The 24,674-nt window shown below is 66.2% G+C and carries 26 protein-coding genes; 10 read left to right on the forward strand and 16 right to left on the reverse strand.

The window, feature by feature from the left end:
- The 10 genes from ACIQ42_RS02030 to cysS all read right to left on the reverse strand — a co-directional run.
- Nucleotides 1–854: glycosyltransferase family 2 protein (locus ACIQ42_RS02030; protein ID WP_397420558.1), on the reverse strand; the 854-nt coding region annotated here is incomplete at its 3' end.
- Nucleotides 851–2,812 (reverse strand): threonine--tRNA ligase, encoded by a 1,962-nt coding sequence (gene thrS / locus ACIQ42_RS02035; RefSeq protein ID WP_397420559.1) that lies wholly within the window; start codon nt 2,810–2,812, stop codon nt 851–853. The genes ACIQ42_RS02030 and thrS, both read right to left, overlap by 4 nt.
- A gap of 29 nt (nt 2,813–2,841) precedes the next feature.
- Complete coding sequence (gene yidD, locus ACIQ42_RS02040) at nt 2,842–3,078, reverse strand: membrane protein insertion efficiency factor YidD (RefSeq protein WP_397399970.1); 237 nt, start codon at nt 3,076–3,078, stop codon at nt 2,842–2,844.
- 215 nt (nt 3,079–3,293) lie between these two features.
- Nucleotides 3,294–3,584, reverse strand: coding sequence for a hypothetical protein (locus tag ACIQ42_RS02045; RefSeq protein WP_397420560.1), 291 nt, complete (start codon nt 3,582–3,584; stop codon nt 3,294–3,296).
- The gene (locus ACIQ42_RS02050; protein ID WP_397420561.1) at nt 3,584–4,018 is read right to left on the reverse strand and encodes an iron-sulfur cluster assembly scaffold protein; all 435 of its coding nucleotides are present in this window, start codon (nt 4,016–4,018) and stop codon (nt 3,584–3,586) included. Before ACIQ42_RS02050 ends, ACIQ42_RS02045 begins: the two co-directional genes overlap by 1 nt.
- A gap of 31 nt (nt 4,019–4,049) precedes the next feature.
- Complete coding sequence (locus ACIQ42_RS02055) at nt 4,050–4,373, reverse strand: NIPSNAP family protein (protein WP_397420562.1); 324 nt, start codon at nt 4,371–4,373, stop codon at nt 4,050–4,052.
- On the reverse strand, nt 4,370–5,572 hold the full coding sequence (locus tag ACIQ42_RS02060) for an aminotransferase class V-fold PLP-dependent enzyme (RefSeq protein ID WP_397420563.1): 1,203 nt from the start codon (nt 5,570–5,572) through the stop codon (nt 4,370–4,372). Before ACIQ42_RS02060 ends, ACIQ42_RS02055 begins: the two co-directional genes overlap by 4 nt.
- A gap of 61 nt (nt 5,573–5,633) precedes the next feature.
- A complete protein-coding gene (locus ACIQ42_RS02065) occupies nt 5,634–7,868 on the reverse strand; it encodes an arylsulfatase (RefSeq protein ID WP_397420564.1) in 2,235 nt (744 codons plus the stop codon).
- Nucleotides 7,869–7,870: 2 nt separating this feature from the next.
- Nucleotides 7,871–8,437: an SRPBCC family protein gene (locus ACIQ42_RS02070; protein ID WP_397420565.1), complete on the reverse strand. Its 567-nt coding sequence runs from the start codon at nt 8,435–8,437 to the stop codon at nt 7,871–7,873.
- Nucleotides 8,437–9,873 (reverse strand): cysteine--tRNA ligase, encoded by a 1,437-nt coding sequence (gene cysS / locus ACIQ42_RS02075; RefSeq protein WP_397420566.1) that lies wholly within the window; start codon nt 9,871–9,873, stop codon nt 8,437–8,439. The genes ACIQ42_RS02070 and cysS overlap by 1 nt, the downstream gene beginning before the upstream one ends.
- A 170-nt stretch (nt 9,874–10,043) precedes the next feature.
- On the opposite strand from cysS, the gene folE reads away from it, so the two are divergent.
- The 3 genes from folE (at nt 10,044) to ACIQ42_RS02090 (ending at nt 11,762) form a co-directional block, all read left to right on the forward strand.
- Nucleotides 10,044–10,676, forward strand: coding sequence for a GTP cyclohydrolase I FolE (folE, locus tag ACIQ42_RS02080; RefSeq protein WP_397420567.1), 633 nt, complete (start codon nt 10,044–10,046; stop codon nt 10,674–10,676).
- 73 nt (nt 10,677–10,749) lie between these two features.
- Nucleotides 10,750–11,136, forward strand: a complete 387-nt coding sequence (hisI, locus tag ACIQ42_RS02085; protein WP_397420568.1) for a phosphoribosyl-AMP cyclohydrolase — start codon at nt 10,750–10,752, stop codon at nt 11,134–11,136.
- Nucleotides 11,133–11,762 (forward strand): LysE family translocator, encoded by a 630-nt coding sequence (locus ACIQ42_RS02090; RefSeq protein ID WP_397420569.1) that lies wholly within the window; start codon nt 11,133–11,135, stop codon nt 11,760–11,762. The genes hisI and ACIQ42_RS02090 overlap by 4 nt, the downstream gene beginning before the upstream one ends.
- 3 nt (nt 11,763–11,765) lie before the next feature.
- Here ACIQ42_RS02090 and ACIQ42_RS02095 read toward each other — a convergent pair whose 3' ends face one another.
- Nucleotides 11,766–12,794 (reverse strand): serine hydrolase domain-containing protein, encoded by a 1,029-nt coding sequence (locus ACIQ42_RS02095; protein ID WP_397420570.1) that lies wholly within the window; start codon nt 12,792–12,794, stop codon nt 11,766–11,768.
- 112 nt (nt 12,795–12,906) lie between these two features.
- Here ACIQ42_RS02095 and ACIQ42_RS02100 point away from each other — a divergent pair, with 112 nt between their 5' ends.
- The 3 genes from ACIQ42_RS02100 to ACIQ42_RS02110 all read left to right on the forward strand — a co-directional run bounded on the left by ACIQ42_RS02100 (nt 12,907) and on the right by ACIQ42_RS02110 (nt 15,068).
- Nucleotides 12,907–14,175, forward strand: a complete 1,269-nt coding sequence (locus ACIQ42_RS02100) for an NRAMP family divalent metal transporter (RefSeq protein ID WP_397420571.1) — start codon at nt 12,907–12,909, stop codon at nt 14,173–14,175.
- Nucleotides 14,176–14,225: 50 nt separating this feature from the next.
- Nucleotides 14,226–14,756 carry a GNAT family N-acetyltransferase gene (locus ACIQ42_RS02105; RefSeq protein WP_397420572.1) on the forward strand — a complete coding sequence of 177 codons (531 nt, stop codon included), beginning with the start codon at nt 14,226–14,228 and terminating at the stop codon, nt 14,754–14,756.
- 150 nt (nt 14,757–14,906) lie between these two features.
- A complete protein-coding gene (locus tag ACIQ42_RS02110; RefSeq protein ID WP_397420573.1) occupies nt 14,907–15,068 on the forward strand; it encodes a DUF3309 domain-containing protein in 162 nt (53 codons plus the stop codon).
- 46 nt (nt 15,069–15,114) lie between these two features.
- On the opposite strand, the gene ACIQ42_RS02115 is transcribed toward ACIQ42_RS02110, so the two are convergent.
- Nucleotides 15,115–15,939: a thioesterase family protein gene (locus ACIQ42_RS02115; RefSeq protein WP_397420574.1), complete on the reverse strand. Its 825-nt coding sequence runs from the start codon at nt 15,937–15,939 to the stop codon at nt 15,115–15,117.
- Between the two features lie 14 nt (nt 15,940–15,953).
- Entirely contained in the window at nt 15,954–17,477 is a 1,524-nt protein-coding gene (locus tag ACIQ42_RS02120) for a DHA2 family efflux MFS transporter permease subunit (protein ID WP_397420575.1), read from the reverse strand.
- A 100-nt stretch (nt 17,478–17,577) separates the two neighbouring features.
- Here ACIQ42_RS02120 and ACIQ42_RS02125 point away from each other — a divergent pair, with 100 nt between their 5' ends.
- The 3 genes from ACIQ42_RS02125 to ACIQ42_RS02135 are packed head-to-tail and all read left to right on the forward strand — an operon-like array spanning nt 17,578 to nt 20,583.
- Nucleotides 17,578–18,069, forward strand: coding sequence for a MarR family winged helix-turn-helix transcriptional regulator (locus tag ACIQ42_RS02125; protein WP_397420576.1), 492 nt, complete (start codon nt 17,578–17,580; stop codon nt 18,067–18,069).
- The gene (locus ACIQ42_RS02130; RefSeq protein WP_397420577.1) at nt 18,066–19,121 is read left to right on the forward strand and encodes a biotin/lipoyl-binding protein; all 1,056 of its coding nucleotides are present in this window, start codon (nt 18,066–18,068) and stop codon (nt 19,119–19,121) included. Before ACIQ42_RS02125 ends, ACIQ42_RS02130 begins: the two co-directional genes overlap by 4 nt.
- On the forward strand, nt 19,105–20,583 hold the full coding sequence (locus ACIQ42_RS02135) for an efflux transporter outer membrane subunit (RefSeq protein ID WP_397420578.1): 1,479 nt from the start codon (nt 19,105–19,107) through the stop codon (nt 20,581–20,583). Before ACIQ42_RS02130 ends, ACIQ42_RS02135 begins: the two co-directional genes overlap by 17 nt.
- On the opposite strand, the gene ACIQ42_RS02140 is transcribed toward ACIQ42_RS02135, so the two are convergent.
- Entirely contained in the window at nt 20,573–22,270 is a 1,698-nt protein-coding gene (locus ACIQ42_RS02140) for an alkyl sulfatase dimerization domain-containing protein (RefSeq protein WP_397420579.1), read from the reverse strand. The genes ACIQ42_RS02135 and ACIQ42_RS02140 overlap by 11 nt on opposite strands.
- A 109-nt stretch (nt 22,271–22,379) precedes the next feature.
- Complete coding sequence (locus ACIQ42_RS02145) at nt 22,380–23,807, reverse strand: amidase (protein WP_397420580.1); 1,428 nt, start codon at nt 23,805–23,807, stop codon at nt 22,380–22,382.
- A gap of 126 nt (nt 23,808–23,933) precedes the next feature.
- Between ACIQ42_RS02145 and ACIQ42_RS02150 the strand changes: the two genes are divergently transcribed.
- Nucleotides 23,934–24,131, forward strand: a complete 198-nt coding sequence (locus ACIQ42_RS02150) for a hypothetical protein (protein WP_397420581.1) — start codon at nt 23,934–23,936, stop codon at nt 24,129–24,131.
- Between the two features lie 6 nt (nt 24,132–24,137).
- Here the strand turns inward: ACIQ42_RS02150 and ACIQ42_RS02155 are convergent, their stop codons facing one another.
- Entirely contained in the window at nt 24,138–24,674 is a 537-nt protein-coding gene (locus ACIQ42_RS02155; protein ID WP_397420582.1) for a DOMON-like domain-containing protein, read from the reverse strand.

A 24,674-nucleotide genomic window follows, 5' to 3' on the forward strand; every position in this document is an offset into this window, starting at 1 on the left:
AGATGCTGACCCACGCCATCGGCCCGACGGCGGAAGAAGCGGGCCAGACCGACGCCCTTGTGGAATTCCACCTTCATCGGACTGGTCTGACTGGTGCCGCCCAGGTGGATGACCTCAGCGCCGGGATGGAACAGGACCAGACCCCCCTGGCCGCGCACGCGCCAGCACAGGTCGACGTCCTCCACGTGCAGGAAATAGCCCTCGTCGAAGCCGCCCACGGCCTCGAAATCCTCACGGCGCATGCAGAAGCAGGCGCCGGAGACGGTCGGGACCTCGATCACATGGTCGGGCGAGGCGTCGGATTCCCAATGCACCTCAAAGCGGCCGAGCGCCGGAATCCGCGCCGCCAGGGTGCTTAAGGACAGCATGGCGCTCAGGGGCGTGATCTCGCCGCGCCGCCCACCGCGTTGCTCTGTACCGTCAGCGTTCAGCACCCGGGCGCCGACCAGGCTGGGGACGGGGCGATCCTCGATGGCCTGCACCAGTTCAGCGATGCAGCCCATCTGCAGGAAGGCGTCAGGGTTCAGGAACACCAGCCTTTCGCCGCCGGCCTTGCGCGCGCCCAGATTGCTGGCCCGCGCGAAGCCAACGTTGCCCTGACCGGAGATCACCGCGACGCGGCGATCAGCGGCGGCCAGGGCCCCTAGATGCGCGGCCTCCTCCACGCTGGAGCCGTTGTCCACCACCACCAGTTCGCTGACCGCCGGGTCCGCCAGAACGCAGGCGAGGCTGCGCTTCAGGGGCTCACCCGGGAAGTAGATCACCATGACGACCGAGACGGCGCGCGGGTGCTCACCGACCTCGGCTACTGTCAGGGTCTCTGCCGAACGCCTGGGGGCGGCGACGCCATTCATCCAGCCTGCATCTCCCCGACCCACTCCGCCGTCTGACGGGCAACATCTGGTGGTTGCGCCTCGCTGGCAAGGAGGTTCGCCGCCTCGTCCAGCATCAGGATCTGCTGGCCGTCGGAGCCGAAACGCCGCAGCGCCAGCTTGCCTTCCTCGGCCTCACGGCGACCGATGACGGCGATGACGGGGACCTTGGCCAGGCTGTGCTCCCGGATCTTGTAGTTGATCTTCTCGTTTCGCAGGTCGGTCTCGACGCGCAGGCCCCTGGCCCGGAGGGTGGCTGCAGCCTTCAGCGCAAATTCGTCGGCGTCGGACGTGATCGTCGTCACAACCACCTGCACCGGCGAGAGCCAGAGCGGGAAGGCACCGGCGAAGTTTTCGATCATCACCCCGATGAACCGCTCCATCGATCCGCAAATCGCACGATGCAGCATGACCGGCCGCTGCTTGGATCCATCCTCGGCGGTATACTCAGCGTCAAGGCGCTCGGGCAGCACATAGTCCAGTTGCAACGTGCCGCACTGCCAGGTGCGGCCAATAGCGTCCTTCAGGTGGAACTCCAGCTTCGGCCCATAGAAGGCGCCTTCGCCCGGCAGCGGGTCCACCGGCATGTTCACGGCCTGGCGGGCGGCGCGATCCAGCTTCTGTTCGGCCACATCCCAGACGGCGTCTGTACCGAAACGTTCCTCGGGCCGCAGCGCCAGTTTCACGCTGTCCAGGTGCATGTTGAAGTCGGAGTAGATCGAATTCAGCAGCCGCACGAACTTCGTGGACTCCTCCTCGATCTGGTCCTCCCGGCAGAAGATGTGCGCGTCGTCCTGAGTGAACGCACGCACCCGGAAGATGCCGTGCAGGGCACCGGACGGCTCATAGCGGTGACATGCGCCGAACTCGGCCATCCTGAGCGGCAGGTCGCGGTAGCTCTTCTGGCCGTGATTGAAGATCTGCACATGGCCGGGGCAGTTCATCGGCTTGACGGCAAGGCTCTCTCCCTCCTCCGTTTCACACGTGAACATGTTCTTGCCGAACTTCTGCCAGTGGCCGGAGCGTTCCCACATCTCGCGGTCCATGATCTGGGGCGCCTTGACCTCGACGTAGCCGTCCGCGTCCAGGCGGCGGCGCATGTAGGCCTCAACCGTGCGATAGAGCGTCCAGCCCTTGGGGTGCCAAAAGATCATGCCCTTGGCTTCTTCCTGCATGTGGAAGAGGTCCATGGCCTTGCCGATCTTGCGGTGATCGCGTTTCTCGGCCTCCTCGAGGCGGTGCAGGTGGGCCGCCAGGTCCGCCTCGCTGGCCCAGGCCGTGCCGTAGATCCGCTGGAGCATCGGGTTGCGGTGATCGCCGCGCCAATAGGCGCCGGCCAGCTTCGTCAGCTTGAACGCCTTGCCCGCCGCCTTCGTGGACGGCAGGTGAGGCCCCCGACAGAGGTCCTTCCACTGGCCCTGTCGATAGACCGTGACATCCTCTCCCGCGGGGATGCCCTCGATGATCTCGGCCTTGTAGACTTCGCCGATGGACTTGAAGTGAGCGATGGCTTCGTCGCGTCTCCACACCTCGCGCACGATCGGCTCGTCTCGGTCAACGATCTCCTTCATGCGCTGTTCGATGGCGGCCAGGTCATCCAGGCTGAACGGCGTGTCACGCGCGAAGTCGTAGTAGAAGCCGTCCTCGATGGCAGGACCGATCGTCACCTGCGTGCCGGGGAACAGCTCCTGAACCGCCTCGGCCAGGATGTGGCTGACGTCGTGGCGGATGGTCTCGAGCGCCTCGGGCGCATCACGCGACAGAATCTCGAACGTGCCGCCCCGTTCCAGCGCGCGGTCCACGTCCAGCAGTTCACCGTCCAGCTTCACCAGAACGGCGCGTTTGGCCAGCGAGATCGCGATGGACGCCGCGACCTCCTTGCCCGTGACCCCGGCCTCGAACGCTCGTTTCGTGCCGTCGGGAAAAATCAGATCAATCATGGTTCAGTCGTCCTGGTTCGCGCCTGGGTTCAGCCCGTTTTGCGCGGGGGCGGCGGCGGGTCATATCCCGCACCGCCCCAGGGATGGCAACGACACAGACGTTTCACGGTGAGCAAACTCCCGCGCCACGGTCCGTGGCCGATCAGGGCTTCGCAGGCATACTCCGAACAGGTCGGGGCAAACCGGCATTGCCGCCCGATCAGCGGCGAAAGCGTCAGCTTGTAGGCGCGAAGGGCGCCTCTGACGCAGCTCTCGTAGAGATTCATGCCGACTGCGGACTGTTGGATCGGACCCCGTGCCTACGCCCAAGGGTCCAGGGAGATCAAGCCGCGCCGGCGGGGATAGTTCGGGTGACACGCTCGACCGTCATCGTAGCCCTGACCGCCGGGATGGCGGGGGCCTGAAAGGCGCAAACGTTACGAACTGACGTCAACATGGCCCCAGCGGCATAGCACAGCCGAGGCAAAAACGGAACCGCGGCCTATCCGGTCGGCAGCTCGCGTATTTCCACCGTGCCCCCCGCCTCAAACACCGGATTGCCGGCCAGCAGCAGGCGAGCGTGCGCCATGTCCCGGGCGGTGACCCGGATAAAGCCGGTTATATGGGCCGTCGGCGCGGGGGTCGCGCCCGACTTGCGCTCGCACTGACCGTTTCCGATGGCGCTGCCGCCCTGGAAGACGCCGGCTTCCCTCAACCGCGAGAGATAGCGCTCCCAGTCGAGGCCTGCGCCGCCCGCCGCATCGTCGTGCATCAGGAAGATGTAGTCGGCCATCAGCTTTCCCTTGTGACCGCCTCGGCCACCGCCTCCGTAACGGCTTCGAACGCCAGCATCGTCGAGGTATGACGCGCCGGATAGTCCCTAACTGGCGCGAGCAGCCCAAGTTCCGCGAACCGACCCTCAGGGGGAGGCCCGTCCGCCTTTAGCATGGCACGGAAGGCGTCTCTTGTCGTCTCCAGCTCGGCCAGGCTAGCGCCAATCACATGGGCGCCCAGCACCGAGGCCGAGGCCTGTCCCAGCGCGCAGGCCTTCACGTCCTGCGCGAAGTCCGTCACCCTGCCGCCCGAGACCTTGACGTCAACGACAATCCGGCTGCCGCAAAGCTTCGAGACCTTCTCTGAAGTGGCGTCCGGATCGACCAGCCGCCCGGTGCGCGGCAAGTCGGCCGCCAGCCGCAGCAGTTTCGCCGAATAGAGATCATCAATCATCGGCTCTAGGTCTGCCTTCAGCGTCGGGAAGTCAAACCGCAGGCGGGACCTGGAAGAACGGCGCAGGCGACAGGATCTGGTTTTCCTGATGCTGCACCAGACCGCCCACCTCCTTGACGTAGTCCAGCCACTCGGGATCGCTCCAGAGTGTCGCACGTCGTCGTGCCCGCTCATCCAGGCTCTCGTAGGCCCACAGGTGGATCACCTTGTTGAGGCCGCCGACCTCGACGCTGTAGTAGCCGACCAGATGGCCCAGGATCCGCTTCTGCACCGCCAGACCCTTCTCGCCGTAGGCCTTGAAGTAACGGCCGGTGGCGCCGATCGACAGCGTGTAGGTACGCATCTCGACGATCATGCGGCAATCTCCTTCAGGGCTGCGACCAGGGCATCCATATCGTCGACCGTATTCACAAACGACGGCGATACACGAATACAAGCCCCCTTTGCCGCGCCCGGGCGCTCGACGGTGAAGATGCGGTGGCGTTCAAAGAGGGTTTTCTTGAGCTCAAGGGCCTGGGCCAGCGAGGTCTGGTCTGTAATGCGGAAGGACGTAATTCCCGCATGCAGGGAGGGATCCGGCGGCGTCAGCACCTGTATGCGCGGATGGTCGCGAAGGGTCTCCGCCCAGCGATCTCGCAGAAACTGAAGTCGCCGCGCCTTGGCCGCAGGGCCGATCGCCGCATGCGCATCGAACGCGTCGGCGACCGTCAGGACGCTGGCGTAACTGACGGTGCCCGTGTGGACCCGCGCGTCAATGGCGTCGCTGGGTTCGGCCAGGATCGAGATCTCGATGTCGCTAATCCGGTCCCTGCGGATGTAGACGAGTCCGACGCCCAGCGGGCTGCCGATCCACTTGTGTAGGTTCAGGCCCGCAAACTCGACACCCATGTCACGCAGTGAAAACTCGGTCTGTCCCAGGGCATGGCCACAATCCAGCAACACGTCGACGCCGCGGGCCTTGGCCAGCGCCGTGATCTCCTTCACCGGCGGGATCAGCCCCGTGCGATGGCTGAGGTGGGTCAACAGCATCATCCGGACGTCAGGATTGGCTTTCAGCGCTTGGTCATAGGCGTCGATCAGCCCCTGTCGGGTGGCCGGCTCCGGCAGGGCAAACCGCACCACGCGAACACCCCGGAGCCGGGCCAGCGACTCCATCCCCACCTGCATGCTGTCATAGTCGAGGTCGGCATAAAGGACCGCATCGCCAGGTTTCAGTCGACTGTAGCCGCCGATCAGGACCAGCATGGACTCCGTGCCGCCCCGCGTGAAGGCGATCTCGTCCACGTCCACGCCCAGGAACGCCGCGGCCTTCGCGCGCACCGCCTGGACATCCTGCAAGGCGCTGCGACGCGTGTAGAGTGTCGTCTCCCGGTTCACCCTGGCCAGCTTCTGCTCGTAGGCCGCCCGCGTTGCCCGGGTCATCGCCCCGAACTGGCCGTTCTCAAGCTGGATGACGCCGGGCGGTGGCGTATCGAACAACGCTGCAACCCTGGACCAGTGTCGTTCATTACGGGCCAGGGCCGCAGGATCGGCCGCCAGGGCGGGCGCTGCCATGGCGGTCGCTCCGGCAGCAAGTACCGCGCGGCGTGAAGGCGTCATCAGCGTGAACTCCGGGCTATTGCCGCGCCATTTCCGCCGCGCCCACCGCCTCGCCGTCAAGGGCCTGATCGTCGCCCATGGTCACCGTGACCTTTCGTAGGGTTCCGGTGAACGCAAACGGGGCAGCATAGCCCGCCACGGGACTGCCTCGATCCAGGCCGATGTCCAGACCCGACCAGGAGATGAAATTGCCGAACCCGGTCGTCGCCGTGACCTGCCCGGCAGGCGCCCCGTCGATGGTCAGGGTGAAGGTTCGCGGGCCGGTTTCGCCCCGACGGGCCACCACGCCCAGCCGTGTGGCGTCCAGCGGTACCGGCGATCGCGAAGTGGCCGTCGTCTTCTCACCGCCGATGTTGAGGGTGTGATGGAGATGGCCGTCCTGCAGATAGAGGCTGTAGCCGCTGGTGGCGTCGCCGTGGGCGATCAGCACACCCTCGGCGCCCGGTTTCAGGACCACATCCGCCTCGATCCGATAGCTCCGAGCGCGAACATCCGGCGCCACGTCGGTGGGCAGGTGCCCCATGCCGGCATGGAGTACAAAGTGCTTCCGGGCGCCGTGGAAACGCGCCGAGTTCTCGGCGAACCGCGGCCCGAACCGGTCGTCCAGCGGCAATACCTTGTGCGCTTCGGCAGCCATCCACCAGGCGTCGATCAGAGCCTTGAGGCGTTCAGGCTCCTGCTCGGCCAGATCGCGGGTTTCCGCGAAATCGCCGTCGAGATGATAGAGCTCCCAACGGTCATTCTCGAAGGGGGTCCCGGGTGGATGAAAGGCCACGGCTTTCCATCCATCTCGCCACATGCCCCGGTGTCCAAACATCTCGAAATACTGCGGCTTGATGCGTGGCGGCGCAGCAGGATCGCTCAAACTGGCCGCAAAGCTCTCGCCCTCAAGCGGCCATTGAGGAACCCCGGCAATCGTCTCCGGCAGGGGTTCGATCCCGATCAGGTCCATCAGCGTGGGAACGATGTCGCAGGCGTGGGCAAAGCGGTTACGCACCTCCCCGCGCGCGGCCACCTTCGCCGGCCAGGAAATCACCAGCGGATCGCGGATGCCGCCGCCGTGGGTGTTCTGCTTGTAGCGCCGCAGCGGGGTGTTGGACGCCATGGCCCAGCCTTGCGGGAAGTTGGAATGGGTGTCGGGTCCGCCGATGTCGTCGATACGCGCGATCTTCTCGGCCATGGGTTCGGGCCGCATGTTGAAGGGACCCATGGCGTTGACGAAGCCCTGAGGGCCGCCCTCCTGACTGGCGCCGTTGTCGGACATCACCAGGATCAGGGTGTCGTCGCGAAGTCCGGCGCGCTCCAGAAAGCTGACCAGCCGCGCAAGATGCTGATCGGCGTGATCGAGCATGGCGGCGAACGCGCTTTGCAGGCGGGTGAAGAGGCGGCGCTCATCGGCGGAATAGCTATCCCAGGGGCGGACCCCGTCGTTGCGGTCCGGCAGGCGGGTATCCGCCGGGACCAGCCCCATGGCGATCTGGCGAGCCAGCCGCTGTTCGCGCTCCACATCCCAGCCATGCTCGAACACGGCGTCATAGCTGCGGATCAGGTCGGGCGGCGCCTGATGCGGAGCGTGACAGGCGCCCAGCGCCAGCCAGGTGAGCCAGGGTTTATCCGGCGCGTCGGCCGTATGATCGGCGATGAAGCGGATCGCCTCGTCCACCAGATCGGACGTCAGATGATAGCCGTCGGCGAACATTCCCGGCGGAGACACAGGCGTGTTGTCGCGCACCAGTTCCGGCGCATACTGGTCGGTCTCGGCGTCCATGAAGCCATAGAACCGGTCGAAGCCCCGGCCCAGCGGCCAGCCGTCGAAGGGGCCGGAGGGGCCGGTCTCGGTCAGTGGCGTCACATGCCATTTGCCCAGCATATAGTTCCGGTAGCCGTGGGGCCGCAGCAGTTCGGGCAGGATCCCCGACTCCCGCGCGATCTTGCCGCGATAACCCGGATAGCCACTGTCGAAATTGGCCAGGCAGCCCACGCCGACCGAATGGTGATTGCGCCCGCTCAGCAGCGCCGCCCGGGTCGTCGAGCACATGGCCGTCGTGTGAAACCCCGAATAGCGCAGTCCCTCGGCGGCGAGCCGGTCAATGGTGGGCGTGCGGATGGGCGAGCCGTAGCAGCCGAAGTCCGAGAAGCCGACGTCGTCGAACAGAACCACCAGAATGTTTGGAGCACCCCTGGGTGGCCGGGGTGTGTCAGGCCAATAGGGCGTCGACTCCGCCACCGTCCGACCGATCCTGCCTGCCATCGTTATCGTCCCGCCCCCCACTCAGCCTCGGCGCGGGCCTTCAGCGCCTCATTCATGGCCCGGAACCCGCGCTGGACCGTACGTCCCATCCGCTTGCCCAGCGACGGGCCCATCAACCCGCCGAAGATCTCGCCGTTGTCGACCACGCAGCTCTGGTTGGCGAGGGTTTCGATCTCGATGTAGCGCAGCGTCCGGATCAGGCCGCCCATCATCTTAAGCTGCCAGTGCAGCTGCTCGTTCGGTACCCATTCCAGAACCTTCGGCGTCAGCATCTGGGGCGACTGGCCGGGCAGGGCCAGGGTCACGGACAGCACCTCGCCAATCCTGATCTGGCCGGTGGCCTGCGGATAGGTCGGATTCCATTCGGACCATCGGTCCAGGTCACGGACGATTTCCCAGATCACCTCGGCGGGGGCCTGGATTCCGATCCGGTCCTCCACGCGCAGACCGCTGGGGGCCTTGGGCGGCGGCAGTCGCGACCCCGCGTCGGGCGCGGCGATCCTGGGGCCCATCGTTCCGCGTTTGGCGAAGGGGCCGGCCAGCAGGTCGGGCTCGGGCTTGATAGGCATCAGGCTTGCTCCTTGATCCGCCAGGTGGCGCCGGTGGGGCCATCCATGACCTCGACCTTTAACGCCGAAAGTTCGTCGCGAATACGGTCGGCGGCGGGCCAGTCCTTGGCCGCACGCGCCTCGCCCCGGGCTGCGATCAACGCCTCGACCCGGGCCTTCATGTCGTCGTCGGCGCCGCCCTGGAACCAGGCCCGGGGATCGGCGACCAGCAAGCCCATCAGCTGTCCCGCCTCCAGCAGGAGACTGCGGCCGCGTTCGACGCCAGCCACATCCTTGCCCGTCGTGGAAGTCCGCACGTAGTCCGCCAGCTGGAAGAGCGCGGCGAACGCCAGCGGCGTGTTGAGATCGTCCCTGAGGGCCGAGAGCACGGCGTCGTGAGCCTCGACGGCCCCGCGATGCTCGCCGCCGGACGCCCGCGCCGCTGTTGGAACGCCCTCGAGAAACCGGGCGGAATCGTCCAGCACCCGATAGAGCCGGTCCAGCGCGCTCTTGGACTGCTCGATCAGGTCGCCCGTCCATTCCAGCGGCTGACGATAGTGACCGGCGAGCAGGGCCCATCGCAGCGCCTCGCCCGGCCAGGTCTTCAGCAGGTCGTGGGCCAGCGCGACGTTGCCCACGCTCTTGGACATCTTCTCGTCGCCCATGTTGAGGAAGCCGTTGTGCATCCAGACGTCGGCGTACTCTGTCCCGTGGCCGGCGCAGACCCCCTGGGCCAGCTCATTCTCGTGGTGCGGAAACACCAGGTCGATGCCGCCGCCGTGGATGTCGATGGGCAGACCCAGCGCCTGCTCGATCATCGCCGTGCACTCTATATGCCAGCCGGGGCGGCCCGGTCCGAAGGCGCTGTCCCACGACGGCTCGCCTGGTTTCGAAGGCTTCCAGAGCACAAAGTCGGCAGGATGGCGCTTGTAGGGGGCCACATCGACGCGCGCCCCGGCGATCATCTCATCTATCGGCCGACCCGACAGCTTGCCATAGTCCGGGAATGCCTGGGTGTCGAAGAGCACATGGCCCTCGGCCGCGTAGGCCGCCTTCTGCGCCACCAGGTCGGCGATGAAGACCGTGATGGCTTCCATCGTCTCGGTAACGCGCGGCTGGAAAGTGGGCTTCAGTGCGCCCAGCGCGGCGGCGTCAGCATTGTAGGCGGCCAGGTAGCGATCCGAAATCACACCGATAGGCACACCCTCGGAGGCGGCCTTCGCGTTGATCTTGTCGTCCACGTCCGTGACGTTGGCCGCGTAAAGCACCGCGTCCTCGCCATAGAGGTCACGCAGCACCCGGAACAGCAGGTCGAACACTACAACAGGCCTAAAATTGCCGATGTGCGCATAGTTGTAGACCGTCGGTCCGCAGACATAGAGCGTCACCCGGTGCTCATCGCGGGGCGTGAACGCCCGCTTCTTGCGGGTCATGGTGTCGTACAGACTCAGGGTCATGGTCGAGGTTTACGCTGCGAAACAGTTGCCGGGATTGGGCCTGAACCCATATACAGGGGGACCGGACCCGAGGCCAACCGCACCTCACGTCTGAAGTGAAAGGGTGGCACGCGTCATTTCCGGGGCCTTCGTCCCGGCGCAACTCTGGCCCTGGAAAGAACCGATCTCCGATGGACGCCCCTTCCCGTGACCGAACCCTCATCGGGTCCGACGACAGCTCGCTCGAGCACTTCAAGCGCCCCTCGCGCGAGGAGGCCATGGAGGCCGTCCGCACTCTGATCGCCTGGGCCGGCGATGATCCGCGCCGCGAGGGCGTGATCGACACGCCCAAGCGCGTGGTTGACGCGTACGGCGAATGGTTTGTGGGCTACACGCTGGATCCCGCAAAGGAGCTCTCGCGCACTTTCGAAGACGTGCAGGGCTATGACGACATCGTCATGCTGCGCGAGATCGAGGTGGAGAGCCACTGCGAGCATCACATGGCCCCGTTCCTGGGCAAGGCCTATGTGGCCTACATGCCCACCAACCGCGTGGTGGGCATCTCCAAGCTGGCCAAGGTGGTGGAGATCTTCGCGCGCCGTCTCCAGACCCAGGAGACCATGACCCAGCAGATCTGCGACGCCATCACCGACAGCCTTCGCCCTGCCGGCGTGGCCGTGCTGATCGACGCGGCCCATCAGTGCATGACCACCCGTGGCGTGCACCACCGCCATGTGACGACCATCACCACCCAGTTCACCGGCGTGTTCAAGACCGACGCGACGCTGCGCCAGCGGTTCCTGGACTTTGTGAACAAGCGCTAGAGGCGGTCACCCGCCCCGCTGACGCGCCGGGAGGGGTAGCGCATCGTGGTCCAACGGCGCCATATCTAGGCGCATGAAAGCCGCTTCTTCTCCTGCGAAGGCCGCCCTTGAACAGGGCGATGCCCTGACGCCCCGCTTTGACGCTCATGGCCTGATCGCGGCGGTGACCACGCACGCCATCACGGGTGAGGTGCTGATGCTGGCCTGGATGAACGCCGAGGCGCTGGCGCGTACTCTGGCCACCGGCGAGGCGCACTATTTCAGCCGATCCCGTAACGAGCTTTGGCACAAGGGCGCCACCTCCGGGCAGGTGCAGATCGTCGACGAGATCCGGATCGACTGCGACCAGGACGCCGTCTGGATGAAGGTGCGGCCGCAGGGTGACGGCGGAGCCTGTCACACGGGCGCGGTCTCCTGCTTCTATCGCGCCATCGAGGACGGCAAGCTGGTGCGCAAGTGACGGTCATTGAGGCGTTGCTCGCCTTCATACTGGCGGCGGGCGTGCTGACCATGACGCCGGGTCTCGACACCGCCATCGTGCTGCGGACAGCTGCCGTCGAGGGCCCAAAGCGCGCCGCTTTGGCGGCCCTGGGCGTGATTGCCGGGTGTCTCGTCTGGGGCGCCGCCGTGGCGCTGGGCCTTGGCGTGGTTCTGGAGGCTTCCGACCTGGCGTTCAATGTCATCCGTTGGGCTGGCGCAGCCTATCTGGTCTGGCTGGGGGTCGGGCTGATCCTCAGGCCGCGCGAGCGTTTCGAGATCGCTGGCGACGTTGCGCCGACCTCAGGCGGCGACCTCGCGTGGATGCGACGGGGCTTCCTGACCAATCTGCTGAACCCGAAGGTCGGCGTCTTCTACATTTCGTTCCTGCCGCAGTTCGTGCCGGACGGCGTTGCGGCCGGGCCTTTCATTTTCCTGCTGGCGGCTCTGCACGGCGTGATGGGTTTGGTCTGGTTCGCGGTTCTGATTGGCGCCACCCGTCCTATTGCGGATGTGCTGCAGCACGCGGCGGTCGTGCGCTGGTTGGACCGCCTCACCGGCGGCGTCTTTCTGGCTTTCGGGGTGCGGTTGGCGCTTGAGCGGCGTTGAGCGCTACCGGAAGGCTGACACCAGCTCGCCCATCCACGCCCTGAGCGCGTCCTTCTTGTCCAGCGGCGTGGCGCCATTCCGCACCACCACCAGATCAAGATCCGGAACGACCACGATGAACTGGCCGTCGTAGCCGTTAGCGGAAAACGATCCCGGACCGCCGACGTCCAGCCACCAGTGGGCACCGTATCGCCCGTCGATCACGCCGGCCTGCTGGAAGGTCGGCGTCCGTGCATAGTCGACCCAGCCGGGCGGCAGGAGGCGACGCCCCTCCCAGACCCCGTCGCGCAGATAGAGCAGGCCGAACCGGGCGAAATCGCGGGCCGTGCAGAAGCAATAGGACGAGCCGATAAACGTCCCCGCCGCGTCGAACTTCGGCGTGGCGCTGGTCATGCCCAGAGGCCCGAACAGCCGCTCGCGCATGAAGGCGGCAAAGTCCCCGCCCTGGGCCTGTGCGGCGCAGCGGGCGACGATGTTGGATGTTCCGCTGGCATAGTTCCAGAACGACCCTGGCGGATGCGCCGGCGGCAGATCGGCGGCGTAGTGGGCCACATCGGATTTCCCCACGCCATACAGCATCGCGATCACGTCGGACGGGTGGCCGGGCACATAGTCCTCGACGAACGTTAGCCCGCTCGACATGCGCAACAACTGATCCAGGGTGATCGCCGCGCGGGGGTCACCCTCGCCCTGCCATTCAGGCACGTCAGCAGGCCGGTGGATATCGAGCTTGCCATCGGCGACCAGCATACCGACCAGGGCGTGGGTCATGCTCTTGGCCATGGACCAGGATGGCTGGGTGGCCTCGGGACCGGATGTCACGCCATAGCGCTCGTAGGCCAACCGCCCGCCATGGACGACCAACAGGGCGTGTGTCTCGCCCAGGAGGTCCGAGGCAGGCTCGGCAAACGCCTCGGAGATCAGCGCCTCGAAGGCCCCGCGTTTCAGCCCGGCCGGAAGGGTTCCGGTCGGCCAGTCCATAGTCGGCCAGGGGACGTCAGGGGCTTGGTCGGGAAGCGCGAGCAGGGTCATGACGCGCATCCTGCCGCGAAAAGATCGCGCTGTCAGTCGCCTTCGCCTTCGACCCGATCCGGCCTTGGCATTTCTCAAGTCGCGAAAAGCCTTCGAGGCCTAGACGGGTGATATGGACAAACCCGAGCCGTCACGCCTGCGCCGGTTCTTCTCGCAGTTGGGGCCGGGATTGATTACCGGCGCAGCGGACGATGACCCGAGCGGCATCGGCACCCACAGCCAGGTGGGGGCCGAGTTCGGCTATGGTCTGGCCTGGACCTTTGTCCTGAGTTTTCCGCTGATGGTGGTGATCCAGGAGGTCGCCGCGCTGATCGGCCGCGTCACCGGCGCCGGGATCGCGCGCAACCTTCGCCGTCACTATCCCAGGCCCCTGCTTTGGAGCGTGGTCCTGCTGCTGCTGATCGCCAATATCGTCAATCTGGGCGCGGACCTGGGGGCCATGGGGGCGGCGCTGGCTTTGCTGCTGGGGGGCAGCAGCGCGCTTCACACCCTGATGTTTGGTGTGGTCTGCGTCGTGATCGAAGTCGGCCTGAACTACGCCCGCTACGCCTCGCTGCTGAAATGGACGACGCTTTCGCTGTTTTCCTATTTCGCCGTTGTGATGGTCGCCGATGTGCCCTGGGGCCGGGCCCTGACGGCGCTGGTGATCCCGGAAATCCAGTGGACCCCGGCTTATGCCATGGCCGTGGTCGCCATCCTGGGCACCACGATCAGCCCCTACCTGTTCTTCTGGCAGGCCGCGCAGGAGATCGAGGAACAACACCGCCACCATGCCAAGCCCCTGTGCATCACGCCGCGCGAGGCCGGTCCGGAACTGAAGCGCATCCGGCTGGACACTCTGGTGGGCATGGGGTTCTCCACCCTGGTCTCGCTGGCCATCGTCTACGCCACAGCGGCAACCCTCAACGCAAACGGCGTCACCGACATCACGACCTCGGCGCAGGCCGCCGAAGCGCTTCGGCCCATCGCCGGGCCCTTTGCGTTCGCCCTGTTCGCCCTGGGGATTATCGGCACCGGCATGCTGGCGGTGCCCGTGCTGGCCGGGTCGGCGGCCTATGCGGTGACCGAGATGGTCGGCGTGGCGGGCAGTCTCGACGCCAAGCCGCTGCGAGCCCGGCTGTTTTACGCCACGATCGCGGTCACCACCCTGCTGGGCGCCTCGCTCAACTTCATCGGGATTGACCCGGCCAAGGCCCTCTACTGGGCCGCCGTCGTCAATGGCGTGCTCGCCGCGCCGCTGATGGCCGCCATGATGCTGATCGTCCGGAACCCTCTGGCGATGGGCCGCCTCACCCTCTCGCCCGGCGCGGCGATGTTGGGCTGGGCGGCGACGGGCGTTATGGCGGTGGCCACGGTGGTGTTCTTTTTGAGCCTGATCTAAACCCGGCCCTGAGAGGCCATCACGCGCCTCCTTACTTTGGCAAGGCTGCCATGACCACGACCTTGCGCCGCATTCAATCCGGCGACCTAGAGCAGATCGCCCGCTTCCCGTTCACGGTTTCGATCCGCGAGCCGCTGACCAATGCGGGCGCTCTCAGCGCAGCCTTCGAGGCTACGGGCTTCTGGACCGACGAGGCGGGCGCGATGGCCATCGTCAAGGACGGACGCATGGTCGGCACCTGCCAATTCTACCGCGCCGCGCCCTGCATCCACGGTTTCGAACTGGGCTACATCCTGCACGATCCGGCCCACCGCGGACACGGCCTCGCGCCGCCGGCCGTGAGGGCGTTTTCCGACCTGCTGTTCGCCGAACGTCAGGCCATCTACCGACAGCAACTGATCATCGAGGCCTGGAACACTGCGTCGTGGAAGCTGGCCGAACGGTGCGGCTTCACCCGCGAGGGCCTGCTGCGCAGCGCCGGCTTTGGCGACGGTGATCCAGCCGACTGTCTGCTCTACGCGCGCACCCGCAAGGACTGGCGAGAGGAAGCAACGTCGATGATGGGCGTGGCGGTCGGTTAGAGTTGTCGACCTGCGAGACGTCAACGCGTCCACCAACAGACCCACAGCCGGTCCGAGGACTACGGGCGGCGGGCGATAGGAACCATCCGGTGCGACGCCGGTTGAGGTAGGGCCCCGCCAGTTTGCCGGGGCGAACCGAACAGGCGCGCCATGTCCCTCATCCTCATCATCGTCGTTCTAGTTCTGCTGTTTGGCGGCGGAGGTGGCTATTACGCTCACCGCACCTATGGCCTTCCCGGCCTCGGCGGCGTCCTGGGCCTGATTCTGGTCGTTCTGATATTGCTGTATCTGTACGGCGGTTTGCGGGTCTGACCGGCCCTGAAACCTTTGGCGCGCGACCGGATCACACAGCCGCCCCTTACTCCGCCGAGCGCCGCGCCAGCGGTCGGTACCACGCCAGTTGCTCGCTGGTGGCCAGCAGCTTGCCATCGCGGCTCCAGTAGCTGGAACGCTCATCTGAAGCGCCGCCGCCGCCGACCCGGCCCTCGCACTCCACCAGGATGAAGTCCTCGCCGATCGCGGCCAGTTCCTCGGAGGTTGCGTGCAGGTAGACGGTCAGGGTCAGTGTGGTGGTCATGATCGTCCGGCCGAGTGCATACATGGCGCGCGGGGCGGAATTGTCGGTGACCATGCCCAACCGCGCCTTGTCCATCGGACCGTTGCGCGAACGCACCCAGGCCAGGGTGTAGGAATCGCCGCTGGCTTGCGGCGGAAACTCTTCCAGCGTCCGCCGTTCGAAGGCGGACGCACCGTAGTGTTGAGAGGCGCCGGGCATGATCGGGCTGGGCAGGCTGTCGGGGTCCGGCGCCTCGGGCATCCTGGCGAAGGCGAAGGCGGGGGTCTCGGGTCGCCGGGCCAGGGTGACGATCCCATGCACCCCCACCTGGTCCGAGCCGGACGCCAGCAGTTCCACTTCCCACACGCCGATGGACCCGCCCTGCCTCAGGCGCCGGGTGCGGATGTCGAGCGGGCCCGCGGGCATGCCGGCGGCATAGGTCAGGGTTAACGAAAGCGCCTCGCCCACCGCATCGGGCTCAGCCTCCAGCACCCGGATGAACAGGCCAATGGCGTAACCGCCCCATAGCCCCCCGCCGGGATTGTTCCATTCCGGCGCAGCGATCGTCGTCCAACGTCCGGGGGAGACGGCAGTGAGGGGCATGGCGTGGGTGGTCGTTGCGGTCATGGGTCCTTCGTTGGTCAGTCGGCCGGCGGCTCGGCGCGGCTGGGGGCCGCCGGGGTCGCCCGCATCACAAAGATCATCGGCAGCAGGATCAGCGCGGCCACCGCCATCCAGCTGAAGAGATTGTCGTAGCCTACCATGGCGCCCTGCCGGGTTACCTCGGCGTTCAGGATCTGCAGGCCTTCCGTCGTCGCCGGGCTGTAGGCGGGCGGCAGGGCGGCGGCCAGAACGGGATCGCCAATCGCCACCCGCTCGGTGATACGGGCGTGGGCAAGCGCGCTGTTGTTGATCAGCAGGGCCTGGACCACCGAGATGCCGACGCTCGAACCCAGGGTCCGGGCCATGGTGGCGATGATTGTGCCCTCAGTGCGGTGAACCGGGCTCAAGGTGGCGTAGCCCAGCGCGCTCAACGGGGCGAACATCAGGCCGGTGCCCAGCCCCTGGACGAAGCCTGTCACCATGATCGGCGTAGCCGTCATGCTAAGGTCGAAATAGCTCATCTCCCAAAGCGAATAGGCCGAAACGAGGACGCCTACGACCAGCACCTGCCTGGCGCCGAACCGCGAGACCAGAAACGGCACGGCCAGGAAGGCGATCAGCGAACCCAGGCCGCGCGGCATGCTGGCCCAACCGCTCTGCAGCGCGGAGTAACCCATCAGATTCTGCATCAGGAGCGGTAGCAATGCGGTGGTGGAAAACAGCAGGATACCGATGAAAAATCCGAACACCGCCGAGCCCACGAAGTTGGTATCCCGCCCCAGATCCCCATGGAAAAAGGGGTTCTTCGACGTCAGGCTTTGGGCGATAAACACATAGAGCCCTGCGGCCGTGATCGCGGCGGTAATGATGATCTCGCTGGACTCCAGCCAGTCCTGGCCTGGCCCTCGATCCAGCATCAGCTGGAAACTGCCGACAAACAGGGTGAGCGCCCCGAAACCCAGAAAGTCGAAGGGCCGCTGTCGCCCGCCCTCGTCCGGATCCATGTAGGACTGGATGCCGAGGAACGCCAGGATGCCGATCGGCACATTGATGTAGAAGACCCAGCGCCAGCTCAGGGTCTCCGTCAGCCACCCCCCGAGGCTGGGGCCGATCACCGGCCCGAGAATTATCGCCGCACTCCACAGACTCATAACCCGGGGGATCATGTGCTGGGGGTAGAGATCCAGCATGGTCGCCTGTGACAGCGGGATCAGCGAGGCGCCCGCGATGCCCTGCAGCAAGCGATAGATCACGATCTCCGGCAGGCTGGTCGCGGTGCCGCACAGCACGGAGGCCACGGTGAATCCGGCGATCGAGTACAGAAACATCTTTTTCCGCCCGATCCGCTGCGAAAGCCAGCCGGACAGCGGGGTCATGATCGCCGTGGCGATGATGTAGGAGGTCAGCACCCAGGTGATCTGGTCCTGCGCCGCCGAAACGCTGCCCTGAATGTGCGGCAAGGCCACGTTGGCGATGGTGGTGTCGAGCGTGTTCATCAAGGTCGCCAGCATCAGGGCGCCGGTGATGGGAATCCGGTTCTTGATGTCCTTCGCGGTAGCCACGAACCGGTCTCGACCCTCAAACGGCCTTTCTAGGAAGGCACTTGACGATAAGGTCCATTACATTCAAAGGCGATGACGTCTAGTTGAAAAACGGATCGATATGGACGCGCCGACAGCTGTGCTGCGGGAAGGGTCGAACGCCCGCTTCGAGATCGGTTTCGGTCTTGCAGAGGTCACGCGCCTGCTCAGGGCCCACTTCGATGTGCGGATGCGCAAGCTGGGGCTGACGACGGCGACCTGGCGGGCACTGGCCTATCTGTCGCGTCAGGACGGTCTGACCCAGGCGGCGCTGGCCGAGCGTCTCGAAATCAGCAGGGTCGCGTTGGGCGAGACGGTCGACCGGCTGGAGAAAAGCGGTCACGTGGAGCGACGGGCCGATCCGGCGGATCGCCGAAAATGGCGCGTGCATCTGACGCCGCTGTCGCGCGAACTGATCCCGGTGATGTTCGCAACGTCCGATGAATTGCAGGCCGATTGTTTCCGCGATCTGTCCGAGCACGAGCTGGGATTGCTGCAGACCAGCCTGGAGCGGGTACGTGTGCGCCTTGCTGAGATGAAGATCGAAACACCGGACGAAGAGGCCGGATCATGACCGCTACAAATCCCACAGAGCCGCCTCGCCGACGCCGTTGGCGATGGCCGCTGATCATCGCCGGACCGGTGCTGATTCTCGGCGGCGTCATCGCCTACTTCATGCTGAGCGGTCGCTACCAGACAACAGACGACGCCTATGTCCAGATCGCCAAGGCGCCGGTCGCGCCTTCGATCAGCGGACGGGTGACCGAGATCTACGTGACGGAGAACCAGGTCGTGAAGCGCGGCCAGGTCCTGTTCCGGCTGGATGTCCGCGAACATCAGGCCGCCGCTCAGGCCGCCGCCGCGCAACTGGCCGGCGCCCGGATGCAGGTGGAGACGCTGCGCGCCGCCTACCGGGTCCAGGCCGCCAACGTCGACGCCGCGCGCGAGACTTTGGCCTTCTCCCAGCGAGAGGCGGAACGCTTGCGCAAGCTGTTCAGGGTGGGGGTCATCTCCCAGCTCCAGGTGGATCAGGCCGTTCACACCGCGACGCTGGCGCGCGGACAACTGGCTGCGGCCCAGCAGGCTGCCGCTCAGGCGTTGGCTGGTCTCGGCGGGGACCCGAACCTGGCGACCGACGCCGCGCCGGCGGTGATGCACGCCAGGGCCCAGCTGGATAGGGCGGAACTGTCAGTCTCCGACGCGACGGTTACCGCTCCGGCTGACGGTGTGGTGGCCCGGGTGCAGCAGATGCCTGTTGGAACCTATCTCAATGCCTCCCAGACCGCATTCTGGCTGCTGTCTGGAAAACCCTGGATCGAGGCCAACTTCAAGGAAGACCAGTTGGCCGGAATGAAGGTGGGCCAACCCGTAGAGATCAACGTGGACGCTCGCCCCGACGCCGGGTTACGCGGTCATGTCGCCAGTTTCTCACCCGGCACCGGCGCAGCCTTCTCCGCACTGCCCGCCCAGAACGCCACCGGGAACTGGGTCAAGGTCACCCAGCGTCTGCCCGTTCGGATCGAACTGGACACCCCCACCCGCGACCTCGCCGCAGGCCTCTCGGCCACGGTGAAGGTGGACATTCGCGCCCAGCCGCAAAAGGCCGCTGATGCCCGGGCGCCCTGAGCTTCAATCTCGCGCGGCGTGGGTGATCGCCCTGGCGCTTGCAACAGGCGCCTGTACGACCGTGGGGCCGAACTTCGAGACGCCCGCGCCGCCGCAAGGCGCCGCTGCCGCTGGATACGCCATGAAGGGGGACGCGACGCCGCCCGGCGTGCGTCTCGATCCGGCCGCCTCACCCAACAGTCCCTGGTGGCGGGCCCTTGGCCTGGCGGGGCTGGACGAGATCATGAACTTGGCACTGGCCAACAACCAGGACCTGGCCGAAGCCAACGCCGCCCTGGAGCGCGCCCAGGCCGAAGCGGAGTCCGCCCGAGGCCAACAGCAGCTGCAAGCTGACCTCGACACCAGCGCCCGGAAGACCCGGATCAATTCCAAGCTGTTCGGCTTCTCCGGCTTCACGCCACCGACGATCGGGCTGCTTTCGGTCGGCGGCAACGTGAACTACGACCTCGATCTGTTCGGCGCCCGCCGGCGGGCGACAGAGCAGGCCCGGGCCATGGTGGAGGTGGCGCGCCATGAGGCCGACGCCGCCCGGTTGACGCTAACGGCCAACGTCGCGCGTCAGGCCATGACCATCGCCGCGCTTCGGGCTCAGATCACCGCGATCGAGGCCGTCATCGCCGACGACCGCCGGATCTTCGAGATGGTCAGGGCAGCCCAGGCGGAGGGCGGCGTCCCCCTTTCCGATCTGGTGCTGATTTACCGGCAATTGACTGACAACGAGGCGTCGCTGCCTCGCCTGCAGAAAGATCTGGCCGCCGCGCGCCATCAACTGGCGCTGCTCGTCGGACGCGCCCCCGCAGAATGGACGCCACCGGACTTCGCCCTCGATCCTGCGCAGGTCGTGGCCGACGTTCCCCTCGCCCTGCCGTCAGCCCTTGTACGCTCTCGACCCGACATCCTCGCCGCTGAAGCAGAACTGCACGCCGCCACCGCTGCGATAGGAATCGCCCAGGCCAACCGCTACCCGGACATCCGCCTGACCGCGACCCTGACCCAGACGGCGACCACACCCGAGGGGCTGTTCGGCTACAGCGGCAGTGGCTGGAACCTGTTCTCAGGCCTGTCGGCGCCGGTGTTCAACGGCGGAACGCTCAAGGCCCGACAGCGCGCAGCCGAGGCGGAGGCGCGAGTCGCTCTGGCGCGTTATCAGTCGACCGTCCTCAGAGCGTTTGTACAGGTCAGCGACGCACTCTCCGCCGCGAGTTCCGACCACGCGGAACTGGAGGCGGATCGCCGTTCACTGGCAGCAGAGGAAGGTAAGTTGCGAACCGCGCACGCGGCCTATGATCTGGGCGGTGCGAGCCTGCGCCAGGTGATTGAGGTGCAGCAGCTGGTGAACCGCGCGCGGCAGACCGTCGCCCGCTCTCAGGGCCAGTACGACCTCGACATGATCCAGCTCTACGCCGCCGTCGCCTCGGATTGGCGAACCCCGGCGCAGACGGTCGCCGCCGCTACGCCCTGAAGCCGGGGATTTCGAAACAGGCCAGCGCGGCGCGTACCGCCCGGGCGTCCCCGTCAATAATCGCGGCGCCGGTCGCGAGGGCCTCCGACAGGGTTGAGGACCCGGAGATGACGCCCGTCAGGTCGGCGTAGGACATGGTCACGGTTGAGGCCGCACCGACCCCGTCTGTGGCGACAGAGACGCTGTTGCGGATATGCAAACCCGCCGGCGGCGCGTCGCTGAAATGGATGCCGATGTGGTGATCAAGTCCCGCCGCGGGAGCCGGGTCCAGGGTTACCCGGATCAGATTGAGCGCTTCGCGGGGCGTCAGCCGGGCCAGTTGTCCGGCGCGGAACCGGTGCTCCCGCAGGCGCGAAAGGTCAGTCGACCCGTCGATGTCGCGGGCCCTGGTCAGGCACCAGTTGCGGATATTGGCCGCAGTGGTTCGACTGGCGATGTCCCGCAGCACATCGGCCAGAAGCTGCCGGTCCCCGGCCGTCGCCCCGGCTCGCGCGGCCAGCCAGCTGGACAACTCCAGCGCCCATCGCAGGTCGTTTGCAGTCCGGGCTTCATCGACCAGATTGCGCACGGTCTCCGCACCGCCAAAGCCCGCGACCATCCGCCCGGCGCGCTCCGTCGGCTCGACCTTGAACAGCCCCCCCGGATCGCCGTCAAACCAGCCGCGAACGCCAGCGGCGATCTGGCGGACGTGATGTTCCGCCACGCCATAGAATTCCGTCGTCAGGTAGTCGTCGTCGCAGGCCGGCGGCAGGACGATGGAATGGGCCAGATGATCGGTGGTCTGGCCCTTGTTCATGCCGCGCACCGTCTGGTCCCAGAGGAACTGGATGGAGTCGCGATAGCGCGTGGTCCGCGCCTTGATCTCGGCCTTCCCGGACAGCGGCGGCCCATGCGCGCCCAGCAGATGCTCGGCCTCCAGGCTCAGCACATGGTCGATGCCCGGCAACAACACCTGCGGGTTTCGATACTCCTCCCCGCGGATGGCGAAGATGTTGAACAGTGTGGGCCAGACGATGTTCTGCACGCAGACCCCCAGCGCCGGAAACCAGAAGGTCACGGAATCGTCGGCATCCGACGGGGCGTGGGCGACCTCGACCGTAAGGCCGGCGATCGTCAGTGTTTCACCGCCCCGGAACGTCGCGGTAGGCGTCACATGACCTGGCGTGAACGGTGCGTGGGACGGATCGCGAAACACCCGACCCAGCCCCACGTTGACCACGCCGTCCGGCCCCTCGGCCGGCAACCGCAAGCCGAATTGATGAATCAGACCGCTGGAATAGGCCGGAGCGATCTCGGTGGAGACACGGGCCAGGTTCAGGGGAATGCGTTCGTGGCCATAGACGGGCAGGTCACGGCCCGCCTCGGCGAAGATCGCCCGCGTGCCGTTCACATAATGGAAGTGTGTGTACATCACCGCCACCACCGGCGCCTGGGTACGGGTCCGAAGCTCGGCCAGCGCCGAGGCCATCTCCTCGTTGCTCTCGCCGGTATCGATAGCGATCACACCCTCGGGGCCTTCAATGAAGGTCTGGTTTGACAGGCCGTTGCCCACCAGGGTCCAGACCCCGGGCGCCACGTCATAGAGCCGTCGCACCATCCGCGCGGACTGTTCCAGGGCGCGAAGGTGCACCTTCTGGCCCCGACTGTCTTCCACCGTTACCGACGGATCGGCGTCAAAGCTGCGCATCCTGATTCCCCCTCGCCTCTTTCAGGCGCCAACAACGATAGCGCCCCTGACGGAAAGAGGTCCACCAGTCGAACAGCCGGCCTTGGCCGCGCCGACCGATTCGGCCTGCCTAGTTCCAGATCGGCGGACGGCGGTCCTTCCAGGGCAGTTCCTTTTCCAGTTGTCCGGCCAGTCGGTAGAGCGTGGCTTCATCGGCGAACCGGCCGGTGAACATCATGCCGATCGGCAGGCCGCTCTCCGACTGCCAGAGCGGCAGCGACATCGAGGGTTGCCCGCTGAAATTGGCAGGCGGGGTGGTGGCGTAGGTGGCGGCCTGGCGCTTGTCGAACTCCTTGGTGTCGTCCATCAGCGGATTCAGCCAGTCCAGCCGGGGTGCCGGGGTGCTCATCACCGGCGTCAGATAGACGTCGAAGTGCTCCCAGGCGGCCAGCATCTGGCGGTTCATCAGGCGCAGCTGCTGAAAGCCCCAGAACGCCTGCTGGCCGGTTACCCGTTTGCCGGCCTCATATCCGCGGCGGGCCAGCGGGCCCAGTTCGTCATCCCCTGGCTCACGGCCCAGCGCCTCCACCCAGCGACGCACATTGGCCGAGAAGTTGGATGCGCTGGCAAGTCCCTGGGCCTTGAACAGCAGGCGGTAGTCGATGCCGAGCCCCCGCTCGAACACCTCATGGCCGAGCGCCTTCAGCGCCTCCACCGTCTTCAGCAGCGCGCCCATCATCTCATCCGGGATCGGTCGGCCGCTGGGAGTTTCCGCGGACCAGGCGATCCGTAGTTTGCCCGGACTGCGCGCCACCTCGTCGAGATAGGGGCCATCCTTGGCCGGTGCCTGAAAGGGGTCGCCCGACTGCACATAGCCCGTGGCGTCTAGCATCGCGGCGCTGTCGCGCACCGTGCGGCTCACCACATGGTGCACCGAGAACCCCAGGGCGCCGTCCGAAACCTCGCAGATCGGCGTGCGGTCCCGCGTGATCTTCATGCCCACCAGACCGCAGCATGCCGCCGGGATGCGTATGGAACCCAGGCCGTCGCTGGCGTGCGCCAGCGGCACAATCCCCGCTGCGGTCGCCGAGGCCGCGCCACCGGACGAACCGCCGCTGATATGCTCCGGATTCCAGGGATTTCCGCAGGCGCCGAGCTGGTCTGAATTGGTCACGCCCGGAATGCCGAACTCCGGCGTATTGCTCTTGCCAAGCAACACCACGCCGGACTGGCGATAGCGCCGCACCAGCTCGCTGTCGTCAGCATCCGCCGCCACCTGGGCGAACCGGCTGCCAGAGGTGCGCGGCCAGCCTTTGACCTGGGCGCCCAGATCCTTGATCAGGAACGGCACGCCCCTGAACGGCCCATCGGGAAGATCGCCAGCGGCCGTGGCGCGCGCCTCGTCGTAAGCCTTGTGGACCACCGCATTCAGTACGCCGTTGTGGCGCTCGATTCTCTCGATAGCCGCCTCCACCAGCTCGGCCGGCGAAACCTCGCCCCTGGCTACCAGGCTGGCCAGGCCCAGGCCGTCATGATCCGCATAGTCGGGTAGGCTCATTCGTCTGCTCCCTTGTCGCTTTGCCCTCTACTCTTCCAGAAGATCGGCGCCGGAGCACCACCCTCATTTTACCCAAATTGAGTTTGCCGCTTTGAAAGCACCCACCGGATCGGGCAAGTTGCGACCATGCCTGACGAACGCAAGAAAGACCGCTTCGCCCTTCGCCCCGACGCAGCAGGGTGGACCGTGGTTGAGATCTGGACCGGAAAGCCCGCCCTGGCCGGCGGCGTCGCCCAGACCGCCCTGTCGGAAGACGACGCCCAGCACATGCTCAAACTGCTGAACAGCCAGGCCCGCCGTGGCGACAGCTCGATGCGGAAATAGGTCGAGTCAGACTTCGGCGGTCCAGCCTTCGGCATTGTGGAAGTCCTGCACGCCGGGCGGGTGGGTCAGGGCCCAATAGGATAGCTGGTCCGGGCCATCCTCGATCACGGCGGTGAGGCCGAGCCGCCAGGGCGCATCGAGCGGTAATCCCGCCATGCCCGACAGGTCGGTCAGTGTTCTGAGTTCAAAGCCATTGTCCGTCTTCAGCCAATCCAGCCGCGGCGAGATGATCCCATCTGCGTCGGCCATGCCGGCGCGGAAGCTATCGAACCGGTAAGCCGCCCAGTGGGTTGAGGGCGACAGGTTCAACTCGTAGTAGGCCTCACCGCCTGGAATGCAGATAAAGGCCTCGAAACAGGTGCGTTTCCAGAGATCGTCCCGGCGTTCACCGACCGCAGCCGGCGGGATCACCAGCGCGCGCTTCGGATCGGTCACCCTGTATCGCAAGGCCAGCACCGCCGGCTGGGGGCGCCCCATCTCGACCTCGACAGCCGTGATGATCGAGGGCGTATTCGGGTGACAGGTCAGAGGTGCGAGTTTCAC

The sequence above is a fragment of the Phenylobacterium sp. genome (genome assembly GCF_044372605.1).
GTDB lineage: Bacteria > Pseudomonadota > Alphaproteobacteria > Caulobacterales > Caulobacteraceae > Phenylobacterium.